The organism is Rahnella sp. PAMC25617, assembly GCF_050606005.1.
Lineage (GTDB): Bacteria > Pseudomonadota > Gammaproteobacteria > Enterobacterales > Enterobacteriaceae > Rahnella > Rahnella variigena.
On record NZ_JBOCUM010000006.1, the window covers coordinates 965,048 to 982,235 of the forward strand.

15 protein-coding genes are annotated in these 17,188 nt (G+C 55.5%); 3 read left to right on the top strand and 12 right to left on the bottom strand.

Going from position 1 to position 17,188, the window contains the following annotated elements:
- Positions 1 to 38 precede the first annotated feature (38 nt).
- Positions 39 to 593 carry a helix-turn-helix domain-containing protein gene (locus ACM615_RS10585; protein WP_132964989.1) on the top strand — a complete coding sequence of 185 codons (555 nt, stop codon included), beginning with the start codon at positions 39 to 41 and terminating at the stop codon, positions 591 to 593.
- A 40-nt stretch (positions 594 to 633) separates the two neighbouring features.
- On the opposite strand, the gene ACM615_RS10590 is transcribed toward ACM615_RS10585, so the two are convergent.
- Positions 634 to 1,515 carry a PhzF family phenazine biosynthesis protein gene (locus ACM615_RS10590; protein ID WP_431011856.1) on the bottom strand — a complete coding sequence of 294 codons (882 nt, stop codon included), beginning with the start codon at positions 1,513 to 1,515 and terminating at the stop codon, positions 634 to 636.
- 152 nt (positions 1,516 to 1,667) lie between these two features.
- On the opposite strand from ACM615_RS10590, the gene ACM615_RS10595 reads away from it, so the two are divergent.
- Positions 1,668 to 2,972 (top strand): lysine N(6)-hydroxylase/L-ornithine N(5)-oxygenase family protein, encoded by a 1,305-nt coding sequence (locus ACM615_RS10595; RefSeq protein ID WP_113876235.1) that lies wholly within the window; start codon positions 1,668 to 1,670, stop codon positions 2,970 to 2,972.
- 61 nt (positions 2,973 to 3,033) lie between these two features.
- Here ACM615_RS10595 and trhA read toward each other — a convergent pair whose 3' ends face one another.
- Entirely contained in the window at positions 3,034 to 3,684 is a 651-nt protein-coding gene (trhA, locus tag ACM615_RS10600) for a PAQR family membrane homeostasis protein TrhA (RefSeq protein WP_120160928.1), read from the bottom strand.
- A gap of 339 nt (positions 3,685 to 4,023) precedes the next feature.
- On the opposite strand from trhA, the gene ACM615_RS10605 reads away from it, so the two are divergent.
- Entirely contained in the window at positions 4,024 to 4,632 is a 609-nt protein-coding gene (locus ACM615_RS10605; protein WP_112288155.1) for an HD domain-containing protein, read from the top strand.
- Positions 4,633 to 4,680: 48 nt separating this feature from the next.
- Here the strand turns inward: ACM615_RS10605 and rbsK are convergent, their stop codons facing one another.
- The 10 genes from rbsK to gcvP form a co-directional block, all read right to left on the bottom strand.
- The gene (gene rbsK, locus ACM615_RS10610; protein WP_112288402.1) at positions 4,681 to 5,613 is read right to left on the bottom strand and encodes a ribokinase; all 933 of its coding nucleotides are present in this window, start codon (positions 5,611 to 5,613) and stop codon (positions 4,681 to 4,683) included.
- Positions 5,610 to 6,554, bottom strand: coding sequence for an allose kinase (gene alsK / locus ACM615_RS10615; RefSeq protein WP_431011857.1), 945 nt, complete (start codon positions 6,552 to 6,554; stop codon positions 5,610 to 5,612). Before alsK ends, rbsK begins: the two co-directional genes overlap by 4 nt.
- A gap of 15 nt (positions 6,555 to 6,569) precedes the next feature.
- Positions 6,570 to 7,250, bottom strand: a complete 681-nt coding sequence (gene alsE / locus ACM615_RS10620) for a D-allulose 6-phosphate 3-epimerase (RefSeq protein WP_112288404.1) — start codon at positions 7,248 to 7,250, stop codon at positions 6,570 to 6,572.
- A gap of 38 nt (positions 7,251 to 7,288) precedes the next feature.
- On the bottom strand, positions 7,289 to 8,374 hold the full coding sequence (locus ACM615_RS10625) for an ABC transporter permease (RefSeq protein ID WP_113878381.1): 1,086 nt from the start codon (positions 8,372 to 8,374) through the stop codon (positions 7,289 to 7,291).
- Positions 8,375 to 8,385: 11 nt separating this feature from the next.
- Complete coding sequence (locus ACM615_RS10630) at positions 8,386 to 9,375, bottom strand: ABC transporter permease (RefSeq protein WP_431011858.1); 990 nt, start codon at positions 9,373 to 9,375, stop codon at positions 8,386 to 8,388.
- Entirely contained in the window at positions 9,368 to 10,900 is a 1,533-nt protein-coding gene (locus ACM615_RS10635) for a sugar ABC transporter ATP-binding protein (protein ID WP_112288407.1), read from the bottom strand. Before ACM615_RS10635 ends, ACM615_RS10630 begins: the two co-directional genes overlap by 8 nt.
- A 2-nt stretch (positions 10,901 to 10,902) precedes the next feature.
- Positions 10,903 to 11,889, bottom strand: coding sequence for a substrate-binding domain-containing protein (locus tag ACM615_RS10640; protein WP_238485700.1), 987 nt, complete (start codon positions 11,887 to 11,889; stop codon positions 10,903 to 10,905).
- 18 nt (positions 11,890 to 11,907) lie between these two features.
- Positions 11,908 to 12,765, bottom strand: coding sequence for a DeoR/GlpR family DNA-binding transcription regulator (locus tag ACM615_RS10645; RefSeq protein ID WP_112288408.1), 858 nt, complete (start codon positions 12,763 to 12,765; stop codon positions 11,908 to 11,910).
- 342 nt (positions 12,766 to 13,107) lie between these two features.
- Positions 13,108 to 13,851 carry an SDR family oxidoreductase gene (locus ACM615_RS10650; protein WP_431011859.1) on the bottom strand — a complete coding sequence of 248 codons (744 nt, stop codon included), beginning with the start codon at positions 13,849 to 13,851 and terminating at the stop codon, positions 13,108 to 13,110.
- Positions 13,852 to 14,290: 439 nt separating this feature from the next.
- Positions 14,291 to 17,164: an aminomethyl-transferring glycine dehydrogenase gene (gcvP, locus tag ACM615_RS10655; RefSeq protein ID WP_431011860.1), complete on the bottom strand. Its 2,874-nt coding sequence runs from the start codon at positions 17,162 to 17,164 to the stop codon at positions 14,291 to 14,293.
- Between the last annotated feature and the right edge of the window lie 24 nt (positions 17,165 to 17,188).

Consider the following 17,188-nt stretch of genomic DNA (forward strand, 5'->3'; position numbering starts at 1 on the left):
GAATTAATTCCACAAAAGTAAACAACGGAACGGATCCCATGTCAATCGACCAACTGATCGCCACACGTTTGCAGTCTTTGCGTAAAACACAGGGTTTGAGCCTGGAACAACTGGCCAGCAGTTCAGGTGTCAGTAAAGCGATGATCTCCAAAATTGAACGGCAGGACAGCAGTCCGAGCGCCAGCCTTTTAGGTCGTCTGGCCGCCAGTCTGGGTGTTTCGCTCGCGCAGTTGCTGTCAGAAGATAACCAACAACCCGCGCCATTACGTCCGCTTGCACAGCAGGAAGTGTGGCAGGATCCGGATATCGGTTATCTGCGGCGTCAGGTGACGGCGCATGAGGAAAACGGCGGTCCGGAACTGGTGGAAATTACGCTGCCAGCCGCCGCGCGCGTCAGTTATCCGGGCTGGAGTCATCAGGCGTATAAACAACGTCTGTGGCTGGTGGAAGGGTCGCTGACTGTCGATTATGGCACGGAAAAGTATGTGCTATCGGCAGGCGATGCGCTGACGTTCGGCGTGGATTTGCCGATCACCTTCAGTAATCCCGGCACTGAGCCGTGCCGGTATTTGCTGGTCATGAGCGACAAATAGTTTCCACGCTTTCAGCAGCGCCAGTGCGCGGTCACGCTGATCAGAGATCTAACGTGCCGTCGATCAGCGTACATGTATCGCCGCCGATCCAGGGTTCGCCATCGACAAACGTCACGGTTACGCGGCCATCGCGCTGGAGTTTAGTCCCCTGCCGCACGCGATAAGTTTGTGCCATATGTTCTCCGTCAGGGAAATTCGCGGCTTTCAGCACCCGCGCCAGACAGGCATTGGCGCTGCCGGTGACCGGATCTTCTTTCAGCACGCCGTCCTCATCAATAATCGCACGCACTTCATAATCCGCCGGACCGTTTTTATCGTGCAAACCGTAAACCGCGATACCGTTAATGCCCAGTTGCGTTTGCAGCTGGCTGACAGCGGCGGCATCAGCGGTGATATTCAGACATTCCTGCGCGCTTTTCATCCGCACCACCAGCCAGATGATCCCCATATCGACGTTGACTGGCGTAACTTCTGCCTGAATCTTTCCGCCACGTAACGCCTTAGCCAGCAATTCCAGATGCTGAGCATCAAGCGGACTCTGTTTCGCTGGCGGCGCGGAAAAGGCCTGTCCGCCTTCTGCCAGCTGTTTCACCTGCACCAGCCCGACGCCACATTCCTGGACAAGATATCCCGGATTTTTCGGCTGCAACCCGCTTTGCAATAGCGCGTAAGCTGTGCCAAGCGTTGGGTGTCCGGCGAACGGCAGTTCTTTATCGGTAGTGAAAATCCTTACGCGATAATCGGCTTGTGGTGAAGCGGGTTTGAGCACAAACGCCGTTTCCGCAAGATTCGTCCAGCGGGCCATTGCAAACATCTCGGCGTCTGTCAGTCCTTCGGCATCGAGTATCACGGCCAGGGCGTTGCCTTTCAGCGGCTGGGCGGTGAACACATCGACTTGTTTAAAACGGCGCAGGCGGGTCATAGCAAATCCTTTTTAATCATTGAGTAAGGAACGGCGAAGTCACTGAGTTTAGGAATATTTCTATAAGTTATCGAGAACTATGTCAGTCGCGGGCGGCTGGCCTATGCTTAACAGAGCTTCCAAAATATCCTAAAAACACAAGGAACAGAAAGATGTCCGCGAAGGATTTGATAGGTATTGGTATTGGTCCCTTTAATTTAAGCCTCGCCGCGATGGCTAAAGATACCGGAAAACTCGACGCTGCTTTCTTCGACGCTAATCCGGAATTCAGCTGGCACCCCGGCATGTTGCTGCCGACAGCCACCATGCAAACCTATGTGTTGCAGGATCTGGTGACCACCGTCGCCCCGCGCAGCGAGTTTTCTTTCATCAATTATCTGGTGGAACAGAAGAAAATTTACCGCTTTCTGGCGACGGAACAACTGATCATCAGCCGCGATGAGTTTTCCGATTATCTGCGCTGGGCGTGCGACCGCATCCCTGACCTGCATTTTTCCGAGCCGGTTGAGCGCATTGATTTCGATGACAAGCGGCAGGAATTTATCGTGCAGAGTAAAACAGGCGAGCACCGTGCGCGCAATATTTGCCTCGGCACCGGCCATGCACCGTGGATCCCCAAACCGGCGCGGGCGGCGCTGGGCGAAAACTGTTTTCATGCGGCTGAGATTGAACTACGCGAACCGGATTTCACCGGCAAACGCGTGGCCGTCGTCGGTGGCGGACAAAGCGGCGCGGACATTATTCTTAACGCGCTGAGCGGCCACTGGGGCGAATTTGCCGAACTGAGCTGGATATCACGACGCCCGAATTTTCAGCCGCTGGATGAATCGATTTTCACCAATGAATATTTCACGCCGGAGTATGTGAATTACTTTTATACGCTGCCGGAAGACGTACGTGAGCAGGAAATCGCCACGCAAAAACTGCCTTCGGATGGCATCAGTTATCACACGCTGGAAGATATTTATAAGCAGCTGTATCACCGTTTCGATGTGCTGCATCAGCCGCGTAACGTGCGTTTATTGCCCCACCGCGCGCTCGATCATATCGTACGTAATGCGGGCGGTGATTTCAGTTTGCAGGCAAAACACGGGCTGGAAAAATGCGAGGAGCATTTCAGTGCCGATATCGTGATCCTGGCGACTGGCTATCGCCCCGGTTTACCGGATTATCTCGAGCCTTTGCTGGACCGCATCCCCTATGACCGCGAACAACATTTGCCGCTTCAGCCGAATTTCAACCTGCGCTGGGACGGCCCTGAGCAGAACCGCATTTACGCAGTGAATGCCGGTATTCACAGTCACGGCAGCGCCGAAGGGCAACTGACGCTGACCGCGTGGCGCTCGGCGAAAATCCTCAATCATTTGCTGGGCGAAGCGCACTACGATTTGCGGCCAGTGCCTTCACTGGTGCAATGGTGGTCGGACACGCCGGATGCGGGCAAGCGCGGTAAATAGCAGGCACAAAAAAGCGGAGCATCAGGCTCCGCTTTCCTTTTACTGACTTTCATTAAACAAATCAGACGTAAAAATAGATGGCCAAAAAGTGGCAGGCACTGCCGCCGAGCACGAACCCGTGCCAGATGGCGTGACCGAAACGAAAGCGTTTAGAGGCATAGAAAATAACGCCCAGCGTGTACACCACACCGCCCAGCGCCAGTAAGGCTACGCCACCCAGCGAAAGTGTAGTCGCCAGCTGGTAAATCACTATCAGCGACAGCCAGCCCATCGTCAGATAAGTGACCAGCGAAAGCACTTCAAAACGGTGAGCAAACGCCAGTTTAAAAATTACGCCGAACAGCGCCAGCCCCCAGATCACCGCCATCAGTCCTTTCGCCAGCGGGGAATTAAGCCCGACCAGCAGGAACGGCGTGTAGGTCCCGGCAATCAGTAAATAAATCGCGCAGTGGTCAAATTTTTTCAGCCAGTATTTGGCTTTCTGATGCGGTATCGCGTGATACAGCGTGGAGGCCAGATACAGCAAAATCATGCTGCCGCCGTACAAACTGTAGCTGGTGATTGCCATGGCGCTGGCGTTATCGCCAACTGCCTGAACCAGCAACAACACCAGCCCGACAATCCCAAAAACCAGACCAACGCCGTGACTCAGGCTGTTAGCAATTTCTTCAGCCCACGGATATCCCTGTGGTGATGGAGACAACTTACCCATACGTTGAGGATCCTCAAGACAAAAAAGTAAAAATCATTGTTTATAAAACGTTCCGACGGAATTAGCTTAACTGAGAACAATTCCAGTGTACATCTGTAAGCTTAAAATGAGTATTATCTGATGTAACAGTCTCTTAGCCGGATCATCATTTCACTCATCCTCGACTGTGAAGCCCTTCAATTCATTCGCTTTGTTTATAATTTACCAAAGTGACATTCAGACTACAGCGGGATTTTCCGCACCCAAAAACATGATTTTTTTATATCAAGCGACTAAGGTGTAGCGGAAAAATGAAAATAACGCCGTTTACCATGCCGTCAATATGACTAAGGTTTTAGTATGTCTGCAGCAACTACCCCGCTGAATTTTGGGGCAATGACCGAAGTTTTTCAGTTCCTGATGGAAATCGACAAGCTGAAAAGCGTGCAACGTCGCACCAAAGTGTTAGGCACTGAGCGTCAGGAAAACTCCGCAGAACACAGCTGGCATTTCGCCGTGGCAGCAATGTCTCTGGCCCCTTTCGCACCGGAAGGCGTTGATATCAATAAAGTCATCCGCATGGCGCTGATCCACGACATCGTCGAAATCGATGCCGGTGATGTGCTGGTTTACGATCTCGCTGCCCGCGCGGCGGTTCACGATCAGGAAATCATTGCAGCGAAACGCCTGTTCGGCCTGCTGCCTGTGCCCATGAGCACGCAGTTCCTGGATTTGTGGAATGAATATGAAGCGGGCGAAACCCCTGAAGCGCGCTTTGCGCTGGTGATCGACCGCGTGATGCCGATGGTCATGAACCTGAATAATCAGGGTCAGAGCTGGGTGGAAAACAATATCCGTCTCGAGCAGGTTCTGGCACGTAATGCCTTTATCGCCGATATCCATCCTGAACTGTGGCTGCATATCCGCACTCATCTGGATAATGCGCATCAGCAGGGCTGGCTGAAGTAATAAAACCCTTCCCCTCGTGAGAGGGGAAGGAGCAAAGAAAACCCTGCTTCAAACCACCACAACCCCCATTCTTTCACGTGCTTCTTCATACGTCGGCATTGATGCGGCTGCGCCTGCGCGTTCCACACATACAGAAGCATAAGCAGATGCGAATTGTGCGGCTTCGGGGAGTGTGGCGCCGGCGGCAAGCTGGGAGGCCAGCGCGCCGTTAAAGGCGTCGCCTGCGCCGGTGGTATCGACCGGGGTCGCCGGACAGGCCTGAATAATCTGCGTTTCGCCGTTCACCGAAAGCAATGCGCCCTGCGTGCCCAGCGTGATGATCAGCGCCTGGATCCCTTTGGCGTGCAGCGCGTGAGCAGCGCGTTCGGCGGAGGGAATATCGCAGACTTCAATGCCGGTCAGCAGCGTGCATTCTGTGGCATTGGGCGTGAGTAAATCCACCTGAGCCAGTAAATGGTCAGAAACGGGCTGGAACGGCGCGGGGTTGAGGATAATGTAAGTGCCGTTGTCCTTCGCGATACCGATCAGTTTTTCAATCGCTGGCAGGTTATTTTCCAGCTGTGTCAGCAGGATATCAGCGGCGGCGACGGCCGGACGGCACTGTTCGACTTCTTCGTCGGTGACCGTCAGGTTTGCGCCCGGATCAACGGCAATCATATTTTCGGCATCGGCTCCGGCGACATAAATCAACGCGTTGCCGGTCGGGCATTCGCTGGTGGAGAACAACGTGACGGCGTCGAAACCGGCGCTGTCGAGATGGCGGCGGGCAAACATGCCGAAATCATCGCGACCAACTTTACCGATGTAATGCACACGCGCACCGGCACGCAGTGCGGCGACCGCCTGGTTGGCGCCCTTGCCGCCCGCGCCCATCATGCTGTTGCGCGCAATCAGTGATTCTCCCGGTTTGGGGAAACGCGCCATGCCTGCCACGATATCGAGGTTGAAAGACCCAAATACGCATACCTTGCCTTTGTTCATGCCTCTCTCCTGAAGGAAAATGTTCCGGCTGCCAGAGCTGGCTGCGACGGAAAAACGCGCTGTGCGGCTAAACATGCGCCACGGCAACCGGTCTCGTCGGTGACGGCGCTGAAATGAATGGTCAGGCCGTTCGCCGGATACGGGCTGCGCAGATGACTGCGTAACTGCTGTTCCAGTTCGACCAGCGGGAAGTTCTCCATCGCCAGCACGCCACCGCCCAGCACCAGATATTCGGGATCCAGAATGTTCATTTCGCTGGCGACGGTGCGCGCCAGTCGTGCCACAAATTCAGTTAAATCCACATGCCCCGCGTGACGTACAAACAGGTCGGCGAACGGCGTTTGTGGCGCATGTTGCCGCGCCCAGCCGGTCAGCCAGTTGCCGGACGTCAGCGTCTCGACGCAGCCGGTTTTGCCGCAGGGACAAAGTAACGGATTCCCCGCCAGCGGAATGTGCCCCAGTTCACCCGCACCGCCGTGCGCGCCGTGGTAAAAATCGCCGTTGATCCACAAACTGTTGCCCAGCCCGGTGCCGAGATACAGCCCGACAGCAACATCCGGCAGCGCACTGTGCCGTGTTAAATCCCACCACATCAGATGGTTTACGTCTTTATCCATCGCCACCGGCAGGTGTAAACGTTGCGAGAGCATCGCCGCCACCGGCTGATTATCCAGTGCGGAGATAAACGGCAGCGACAGCACGGTCTGGCGATCGCGGGACAATACGCCCGGCAGCCCGAGCATGACTTGCGCCACCTGATGATGCGGATCCTGTTCCTGCAAATACGCCGTGATCAGGTTTTCCAGCCCCTGTAACGGGTCAGTCTGCCCCGCCCAGCTTTGGGTCGGGGTTTTGTGGTAGCCGCGAAAATTTTGCTGGCTGTCCATCAGCATTAAACGGGTATTGGTGCCCCCGACATCCACTCCAAGAAAGTGCGGCATACGGCTCTCCTGCCCTCAGGCTGCGTGACGCGCCTGACGCATCTGATCGAGCATTTTGTCCCAGGCAACATCCAGATCATTGTCCAGCGTGAACAGGCCGGAACTGCCGACGATCAGCACTTCCGCGCCCGCGCCCATCAGATCCTGATAGGTGCGCAGGTTGCAGGAGCCGTCGATTTCGATCAGATAGCGGTAGCCTTTTTGCTGTTTGAGGTCACGCAGTTGCGCGATTTTCCCCAGCATTTCAGGGATGAACGGCTGACCGGCATAGCCAGGATCGACGGTCATCACGGTGATTTTATCCAGCAGATGAATGTAGTGCTGGATGTATTCCACCGGTGTCGCGGGGTTGAGCACCACGCCGACTTTTTTACCCAGCGAGCGGATCTGATTGATGATGCGGAACGCGTCGCGATTAATGGTTTCTGCGTGCGGACAGATAAAATCGGCACCGGCTTTGGCTATTGGCTCGATAAAGTCAGCCGGGTTTTCCACCATCATATGCACGTCCAGAACCAGCGGCGTATGCGGGCGGATCTGCTCAATAAAGAACGGCGACAGCGTGATATTTTTGACGTAATGGCCGTCCATGATGTCGATGTGCAGCATATCGGCGCGGCGGTTCAGCACTTCAAGTTGCTGTTTAATGTCGATGAGGCTCATGCACATCAGCGACGGAGAAATTTTGTATTCCATGATGTTTTCCTAAGTCAGAGGCAATTTTAAAAAAGTGTTTAAGGTTGAGCCGCCCGCGCTTTGGCAGCGCTCATTCGCCCTGCCCTTTTTTGCAGATAACGGCTGCGGAAGAATTTCAGCGCCAGCACCACAATCAGTACCGCGCCCCACATCGCCAGGCTGAAATGCGGGCTGACGTTCATCAGATTCAGGCCGGTGGAAATCACCTGCAGGACAATCAGCGAGAGCACCACACCTGCGACTTTGCCGAAGCCGCCGTTGGGGTCGGTGCCGCCAAGAATGATGGCCAGCACCGTCAGCAACAGATACGAGTCGCCGTAGCCCATGCGCGCCGAGTTGAAACGCGCCATCATGATGAGTCCGGCAATCACGCATAACATGCTGGAAATCACGTAGATGGCAATCAGCACGCGGTGGGTATTGATGCCGCTGAAATGGGTGGCGTTGATGTTGCTGCCGCTCATGTAGATGTATTTACCGAGGCGTGTGCGTTCTAAAAACACCGCGATTAAGGCTGCGGTCAGCAGGAAGATAATCAGCGGAACCGGCACGCCGAGCAGGGTTTCCGCGCCGATAAAGCGCACGATATCCGGCATACCGCTGATCGCCGCGCCGCGTGAAAGGTAGATGCCGACGCCGTTCACCATGGTCATGGTCGCCAGCGTCACCAGAATCGGATGCGCGCCGACATACGCCACCAGCGCGCCGGTCAGCATGCCAATCACCAGCGCCAGAATCATTGCGCCGACCAATGCCAGCGTCAGCCAGACCGCCTGCATCGCCATGCTGGCATCCGGTGGCAGCCAGGTGAGAAACACCCACGCCATCAGTAAACTGGTCAGGTTGGCGGTGGCGATAATGCACAGGTTCAGGCCACCGCTGAGGATCGGGATAAACATCGCCAGCGTCAGTAAACCGAGTTCCGGCAGCTGGAAGGCGACGCTCATAAAGGTGGCGTCACTGAAGAAGCGCCCCGGCATCGCCAGGCTGAAGCCGATGATCACCACCAGCAATAACAGCGATAATCCCAATGTTGTGCTATCTATTTTCAGGGAAGCGATTTTCAGGCGAGGCCGCGCATCGGGCTTCGCTTTAAGACTCACATTTCTGCTTTTTGCGAACATAGCGGTTTTCCTCAGGCGAAGCCGACTTCGGTTTCTTTGCGTTTTTTGTAATGGGTGACAGTGATGGCCGCGACGATCACCACGCCGATGACGATGTTCATGAAGTAGCTGGAAACGCCGATCAGGTTGAGGCCGTTTTTCAGCACGCCAATCAGGAACACGCCCATCAGAGTGCCGACCACGCTGCCTTTGCCGCCATTAAGGCTGGCACCGCCAAGTACTGCCGCTGCAAGCACATCCAGCTCGCCGCCGACCAGCGCATTCGGCACCACCTCACCGACGCGATACACCTGCACCAGCCCGCCAATCGCCGCCATCGCGCCGAGATATCCGTAAGCAAACAGATGCAATAACCCGACACGGATACCGATACGGCGCGCAGATTCCTGATCGCCTCCCACCGCAAACAACTGGCGTCCGAGATGGGTTTTGTTGAGCAGGATCCAGCTCAGCCCGGCGACCGCCAGCATCACCACCACCGGCAAACCAATCTGATAATGCTGTTCGCCGACGCTGAACGGCAGCACGCGGATTGGCGTCGTCAGCCAGTCCGGCAGGTCATACAGACTGGTGCCGTTGGTCAGCCACATCAGCATGCCAAACAGCAGCGACTGCATACTGATGGTGACGATGATCGACACGATGCGCAGGCAGTAGATCAGAATGGCGTTGATCATCCCCAGCACCGTGCCGATGGCGACCGCCAGTAAAATGCTGCCGGTCGGGCTGCTCAGGCCGTAGTGGATCGCCAGTGTCGCGATGATGTACTGCACGACAGAAGCCACGGCAGCGAACGAAATATCGATACCGCCGGTGACCAGCACCACGAACAGGCCGAGGGCAAAGATGCCGCTGACGGCGTAGCTTTCAGTCAGATCCACCAGGTTCTGCAAGGTCAGAAACTGATTGCTGAGTAAGGAAAAGGTGACAATCACCACCAGCAATACCCAGGCTAAATAACCTTCGTTGCTGGACGGGCGTAACCGGCTGAGCTTAAGCATTGACCGCCTCCGCAAGTTGTTGCTGGGTGATCGCGCCCGGCAGATATTCGCCAACCACCGTGCCCTCACTGAAATGCAGCACGCGGTCGCAGTTGAAATAGACTTCCGGCACTTCATCGGAAATCAGCAGGATTGAAATCCCCTCTTCCGCCAGCTGGTGGATCAGCTGATAAATGCTGGCTTTCGCACCGACATCGACGCCGACCGTTGGGGAATCAAGGATCAGGATTTTCGGCTGCGTCAGTACCCATTTCGCGAGCACGATCTTTTGCTGATTACCGCCGGAAAGTGTGGAGATCGCCTGTTCAGGACTGGCGACTTTGACGCCGAGTTTTTCGATCCACTGCTGGATGATCTTGTTTTTGCGGTATTCATCGATCAGGTGAAAACGGCTGCGCAACTGATCCATGATCGCCAGCACGGTGTTGTCGCCGACCGACTGTTGCTGGATCAGGCCAAGCGTCAGGCGATCTTCCGACACATAACCGACGCCGGATTTGATCGCGTCTTCGTGGCTGCGAAAACGCACCGGTTTACTGTCGAGGTAGATTTTGCCGCTGTCCGGTTTGGTCATGCCAAACAGGCTGAGTGCCAGTTCGGTGCGGCCGGAACCAAGCAGGCCGCATAAACCGAGCACTTCTCCGGCGTGCAGTTTGAAACTGACGTCGTGATACTGCCCTGCGCGGCTGAGTTTGTCGGTTTCCAGCATGATGCGTTCGTCATTCATGTTGGCGGCTTTCAGCCGGTAATCGAGTTTCAGGCCGGTCATCAGCTCGGTCAGGCGTTCGCTGCTGACTTCGGAGGCCGGGAACGTCCCGACTTTTTTACCGTCGCGGATAACCGTGACGCTGTCGGAAATCTCCAGCACTTCATCGAGGCGATGGCTGACGAACACCACGCTGATGCCTTTGCTTTTCAGATAATGCACGGTGCGCAGCAGCTGATTCACTTCAGTACGGGTCAGCGAGGCGGTCGGTTCATCCATAATCACTAATCGCGCATCGGCGACCAGCGCCCGGCAAATCGCCACCTGCTGACGCTGGGCAATCGGCAGTGCCGAGACTTTGCTGTCGAGATCGAGCGTGTAATTCAGTTCAGTCAAAATGCGCTGCGCAGTTTCCCGCAGACGTGACGGGCGGTACCAGCCCATCAGCCCCTGTAAGTTGTGGTCGAAGGCGATGTTCTCGAACACGCTGAGGTTCGGGAACAACGACAAGTCCTGATAAATCACCTGCACGCCAAACTGCCGCGCCTGATCCGGGGACAGTTTGCTGAAACTCTGGCTGCCCTGCGAGGGCGAACTGAGCGTGATCTGGCAGCCGTTATCCGGCTGATAAACCCCCGAGATCACTTTGATCAACGTACTTTTTCCGCAGCCGTTGGTGCCCGCCAGGCAGTGAACTTCTCCCTGCATCAGCCGCAGGGAAATGTCGTTGAGCGCACGCTGCCCGCCAAAGGTCACCGACAGGTTTTGCACATCAATCAGCGGCGCGTTATCTGTTTGAATGATCTCGGAGATTGCCATGATTACAGCCCCATTTTGACCAGTTTCGGCAGGTTCGCTTTGTCCAGGCTTTCGGTTTCGTTGCCCAGAATGGTGCGCGTTGCCTCGTCGACTTTCACTTTGCCCATGCCTTCAATGGTCATGCCGTCAGTGATTTTTTCGCCTTTTTCCAGCTTCTCGGCGATGCGCACAAAGACTTCACCGGCGACCATCGGGTTCCAGATAAAGCCGCCTTTGATGGCGCCGGCTTTCACCAGACTTGCGCCCTGGCCCGGACTGAATGGTCCGAATACGCAGATGTCGTCAGTTTTGCCACGGTTAAGCACCGCGCGACCTGCGCCAATCGGGCCTTGTGAACCGATAGCCAGAATGCCTTTCAGATTGGCGTCTTTGGACATCAGGTCGTTGGTGGTACGGATGCTGTCATCGAGGGATTCACCCACGCCAAATTTGTCGCCGACCAGATGCATATTCGGATAGTGTTCTTTCTGATAATTGATGGCGGCATCGGCCCATTTCTGATGCAGTGGCACGGTAAGACTTCCGACGTATACCGCGTAATCACCTTTCTCTTTCATGCACTGCGCCAGCGCGACCATGTGGTTAATGCCGTGCTGCGTGGCATCGACCATTTCGAAATCCCAGTCGGCATATTTCTGATCCGGTGATTCATGCACGATGACTTTGATCCCGGCGTCGTGAGCGCGTTTCAGTACCGGCTCCAGCACGCGGGCATCGTTCGGCACTACGCCGATCACATCCACTTTCTGGGCGATCAGATCTTCAATCGCACGCACCTGCAACGCCGGATCCGCGCTGGTCGGCCCGACCTGCCACGCGTCGATCCCGCGTTTGGCCGCTTCGCTTTTGATCCCGGCTTCCATCGCGTTAAACCAGGCGTTACCGCCGACTTTCACCACCACGCCCATGCGGATTTTGTCGGCGGCGTGCGCAGACAGGGACAACATGGCTGTGGCGAACAGGCAGGCAAGAACGGATTTCTTGATCATGTTTACTCTCCTGGTAGGTCAGTTATGTGCCGCAGCTAACGGGCCGTTGCGGCTGTTTTTAGTTTTTTTCTGTAGGGGTGACGGAGAAACTTCAATCACGTTAACGTTGCTCCAGGCCAGTTCCTGGCGGAATTCTTCATCCTCCAGATGGTCTGTTATCAGTGTGTCGATTTCCCGGTAGTGGCAGATCCGCGCAAAGGAGCGGCGGCCGAATTTGCTGGAGTCAGCCAGCAAAATTTTGTGCTCGGAGGAAAGCAGCATTTGCTGTTTCAGCCGCGCATGATGCTCGTTACTTTCACGGATGCCGCCTTCGTGGCTGATGCCGTGACAGGAGAAAAACAGTTTGTTGATGACGAACTCTTTCAGCATTTGCTCGGCCAGCACGCCGACGAAATCTTCGTATTTCGCCGAGTATTCACCGCCCAGTCCGATCACCCGCACGTTAGCTTTCACCGCCAGCGTCTGGATGATGTGAACCGAGTTGGTCAGCACCACCAGCTGAATGTCGGGCAACTGACGCGCCAGAAACCAGCTGCTGGAACTGCTGTCGAGCAGCAGGCAATCGCCGGGATTGATCAGCTGTAATGCGCGTTTGGCGATACGCGTTTTACTGTCCGGCGACTGATTACTGCGGTCACGGAAGGATTCGCCCTGTTCAATCTGCGAAGGCACATAGGTTTTTTCGCCCGCCGAATGCTCCATAAACACCGCGCCGCCGTGGCTGCGTAACAGCACGCCACGCTTTTCCAGCAGCGCCAGATCCCGCCGCGCGGTTTCCAGCGAGATGCGGCATAACTGCGCCACTTCCTGCACCAGGATGCGTCCGCGCTGGCTGAGAATTTCGGTGATATAACGATGTCGCTCTACTGGCAGCATGTGGTGATTCCTCTTTCCCGATGTCAAATAGGATACGCAGCCGGGTATTTACGGAATGCGCAGTGCCTCAAAGGCGACTGTGCGCATTTTTTGCCACAATCGTCCTGTGATAGTTGTCACGAAAAGGTGAGAAAAGATGAAATGTTAAAGTTTGGATCTGTGGCGGGAACGGCATTAAATCGTCATTTGCGTTGCAACAAGACAGCAACAGATTTGCAAACGGTCACAATTCCTCGCGCAATCTGATGACCGTTAATGACCGATTGTGTGGAGTTGACCGTTTGAGGGGAGTGAACGGGGAGTTAACGAGGAGTGATCCCCGTTATCAGTGACTGATTCTGATTACCTGCCGCCTGCCAGCTCGAGAAAGCTGCCGGTGGCGTAAGAGGCGGAATCCGACAGCAGCCAGGAAATCGCCTGTGCGACTTCTTCCGGCTGACCGCCGCGCTGCATCGGCAGATTGGCTTTCACGCGATCGACACGCCCAGGCTCTCCGCCGCTGGCATGCATTTCGGTATAAATCAGGCCGGGACGCACGCAGTTTACGCGAATACCGTAAGCCGCCACTTCCAGCGCCAGACCGGTGGTCAGGGTATCCACCGCGCCTTTCGATGCCGCGTAATCGACATATTCGCCCGGTGCGCCCAGACGGGAGGCCGCTGAGGACACATTCACAATCGCCCCGCCCTTTCCGCCATGCCGATGCGACATGATTTTCACCGCCTCGCGGCAGCACAGGAAATACCCGGTCACGTTGGTAGACAGCACTTTATTGATACGTTCGGCGGAGAGATTTTCAATGGTGGTCTGCTGGAACAAAATCCCGGCATTATTCACCAGCGCGGTGATCGGACCGAGTTCGGCGCTGAACTGTTTGAACATCGCGACAACCTGCGCTTCATCGGCAATATCAGCCTTCAGCGCAATTGCTTTGCCACCAGCCTGATGGATTTCATCGATAACAGATTGTGCTGCGGTTTCGTTATTCAGGTAATTCACACCGACGGCGTAACCCTGCTGCGCAAGAAGCAGAGCCGTTGCACGGCCAATGCCGCGGCTGGCGCCGGTGACGAGAGCGATTTTCATTGAATACTCCAGTGGGGGAAGTCAGGAAAGTGTAGAAGAGGAAAATTCAACTGCAAAGTCAAGGTCGTGGGTTGCCAGCCACACTGGCCTCAAGGGTGGCTTATCGCCTGCACGATCTTGAATTCAAAAGAAGATTGTCTTTTATCTTTTATCTTTTAGAAAAGCGCATTGGCGTGATCAAAAATGACACCGAATGAACGGTTCGAGACCGAAAGGCTCGAAGCCTGAAATGAGGGGATCGCGCAGCGATGGCATTTTGCGCCACTCACTATTTTAGTGGTGCATGTCCATCGTGAATGCGACAGCGCGGAGTGAAAAAACGCAGGATTGTTAAGGGGGCGCGTTTACGCCCCTTAACCCGGTGTGGGCCGGCGCCCACGCCCTTGATTTTGACGTTAGCTGAGGCCGCAGATAATGGCGGCCTCAGTCAAAACGGGTCTTACTCGTAATCTGACATCGGTACACACGAACAGAACAAATTCCTGTCCCCGTACACGTCATCCAGACGCTTAACTGTCGGCCAGTATTTATTGTCGTAACCGGCCGGGAATACCGCCACTTCGCGGGTGTACGGATGGTTCCAGTCACTGACCAGCTCATTCTGCACGTGCGGCGCGTTCACAAGCGGGTTGTCTTCCAGCGGCCATTCGCCCTTCGCAACACGGTCGATTTCACTGCGGATTGCCAGCAGCGCATCAATGAAGCGATCCAGTTCCACTTTGCTTTCGGATTCGGTCGGCTCAACCATCAGCGTACCGGCAACCGGGAAGGACATGGTCGGCGCGTGGAATCCGTAATCGATGAGACGTTTGGCGATATCCATTTCACTGATACCGGTCGTCTCTTTCAGCGGACGAATATCCAGAATGCATTCGTGCGCCACACGGCCATCACGGCCGGTATACAGCACCGGATAGGCGTCTTTCAGACGGGTCGCAATGTAGTTGGCATTCAGAATTGCCACCTGGCTGGCTTGTTTCAGGCCTTCCGCGCCCATCATGCGGATGTACATCCAGCTGATTGGCAGGATGGAAGCGCTGCCGAACGGAGCCGCAGAAACTGCGCCGTTTTGGGTCAGCACGCCGTCAATCTGCACCACGCTGTGACCCGGAACGAACGGAGCCAGGTGTGATTTCACACCAATCGGGCCCATGCCCGGACCGCCGCCGCCGTGAGGAATACAGAAGGTTTTATGCAGGTTAAGGTGCGAGACGTCAGCGCCGATGTAACCCGGAGTCGTAATGCCGACCTGTGCGTTCATGTTCGCGCCATCGAGGTAAACCTGACCGCCGTACTGATGCACAATCTGGCAAACTTCACGGATGGTTTCTTCGTAAACGCCGTGCGTTGACGGGTAAGTCACCATGATACAAGACAGTTCGTCGCCCGCTTTCGCGGCTTTCTCACGCAGGTCACTCAGGTCGATGTTGCCCTGTTTGTCACACGCGACCACCACCACGGTCATGCTCGCCATCTGCGCGGAAGCCGGGTTGGTACCGTGCGCTGAACTTGGGATCAGGCAGATATGACGACCGCTCTCGTTACGGCTTTCATGGTAACGACGGATGGCCAGCAGACCCGCATATTCACCCTGCGCGCCGGAGTTTGGCTGCATACACACAGCGTCGTAACCGGTGAGCTGAACCAGCCATTGTGACAGCTGACCAATCATTTGCTGATAACCGCCAGCCTGTTCTGTCGGGCAGAACGGGTGCAGCTCGGCAAATTCCGGCCAGGTAATCGGGATCATTTCTGCCGCAGCGTTCAGTTTCATGGTGCAGGAACCCAGCGGGATCATCGCCTGATTCAGCGCCAGATCCTTTTTCTCCAGACGGTGCATATAACGCATCATCTCGGTTTCGCTGTGGTACTGGTTGAATACCGGATGGGTCAGGATCGGATCCACACGTAACATCGCGGCAGGAATAGAGTTGCTGTCGGTCGATGCAGCTGTATCCAGTTTGTCGATATCCAGACAGTTATCGTCACCCAGCAGAGCGGCAAACAGAATCTGAACGTCTTCGCGGGACGTCGCTTCGTCGAGAGTGATACCGACTGCGCCGTGAATGTCAGTACGCAGGTTCAGACCGAAACTCAGCGCGCGTTCCAGCACGGCGGCTTTGTCTTTAACTTCAACGGTCAGCGTATCGAACCAGGTGTTATGACGCAGCGTCAGGCCGCCCTGTTTCAGGCCAGCGGCCAGAATGTCGGTCAGACGATGAATGCGTGACGCAATGCGTTTCAGGCCTTCAGGGCCGTGGAATACCGCATACAGGCTGGCAATGTTCGCCAGTAAAACCTGCGAGGTACAAATGTTGGAGTTGGCTTTTTCGCGGCGGATATGTTGCTCGCGGGTCTGCATCGCCATACGCAGTGCAGTTTTGCCCGCTGCATCACGGGAAACCCCGATGATACGGCCCGGCATGGAACGTTTGAATTCGTCTACACAGGCGAAAAATGCCGCGTGTGGGCCACCGTAGCCCATCGGCACACCAAAGCGTTGTGCGGAACCGAAGACTACGTCTGCACCCTGCTTGCCCGGTGCGGCCAGCAGAACCAGCGCCATAATATCAGCGGCAACGCTGGTAATAATTTTGCGGGATTTCAGTTCGCCCAGCAGCGCGGTGTAATCATGAACTTCACCGGTAGTGCCAACCTGCTGCAACAGCACGCCGAACACGCCTTCCAGCTCGAGCACTTTTTCCGCTTTATCAACGATGATGTCAAAACCGAAGGTTTCCGCACGGGTGCGTACCACATCCAGCGTTTGCGGGTGCACGTCGTCCGCCACGAAGAAACGGTTAGCGTCTTTCAGTTTGCTGGCACGTTTTGCCAGCGCCATCGCTTCGGCGGCGGCAGTCGCTTCATCGAGCAAAGAAGCAGAAGCCAGATCCAGACCGGTCAAATCTAACGTCAGTTGCTGGAAGTTCAGCAATGCTTCAAGACGGCCCTGCGACACTTCCGGCTGATACGGCGTGTACGCGGTATACCAGCCCGGATTTTCCAGCATATTGCGCAGGATAACCGGCGGCGTCAGCACCGCGCTGTAACCCATACCGATGTAGGATTTATAGCGCTGATTCTGGCTGGCAATGGCTTTAAGCTCAGCCAGCGCCTGATGTTCCGTCACGGCATCGCCGACAGCCGGCGGCCCCGGCAACTGAATATCGACCGGAACGATCTGCTGGATCAGCGCGTTTAAGGAATCCGCACCGACCGTTTCCAGCATTTGTTGTTGCTGCTGAGAAGACGGACCGATATGGCGGCCGATAAAGGCTTCGCTGTGTTCGAGTTGGCTGAGAGTCTGAGTCATTTGCTACGCATTCCTGAAATCTGC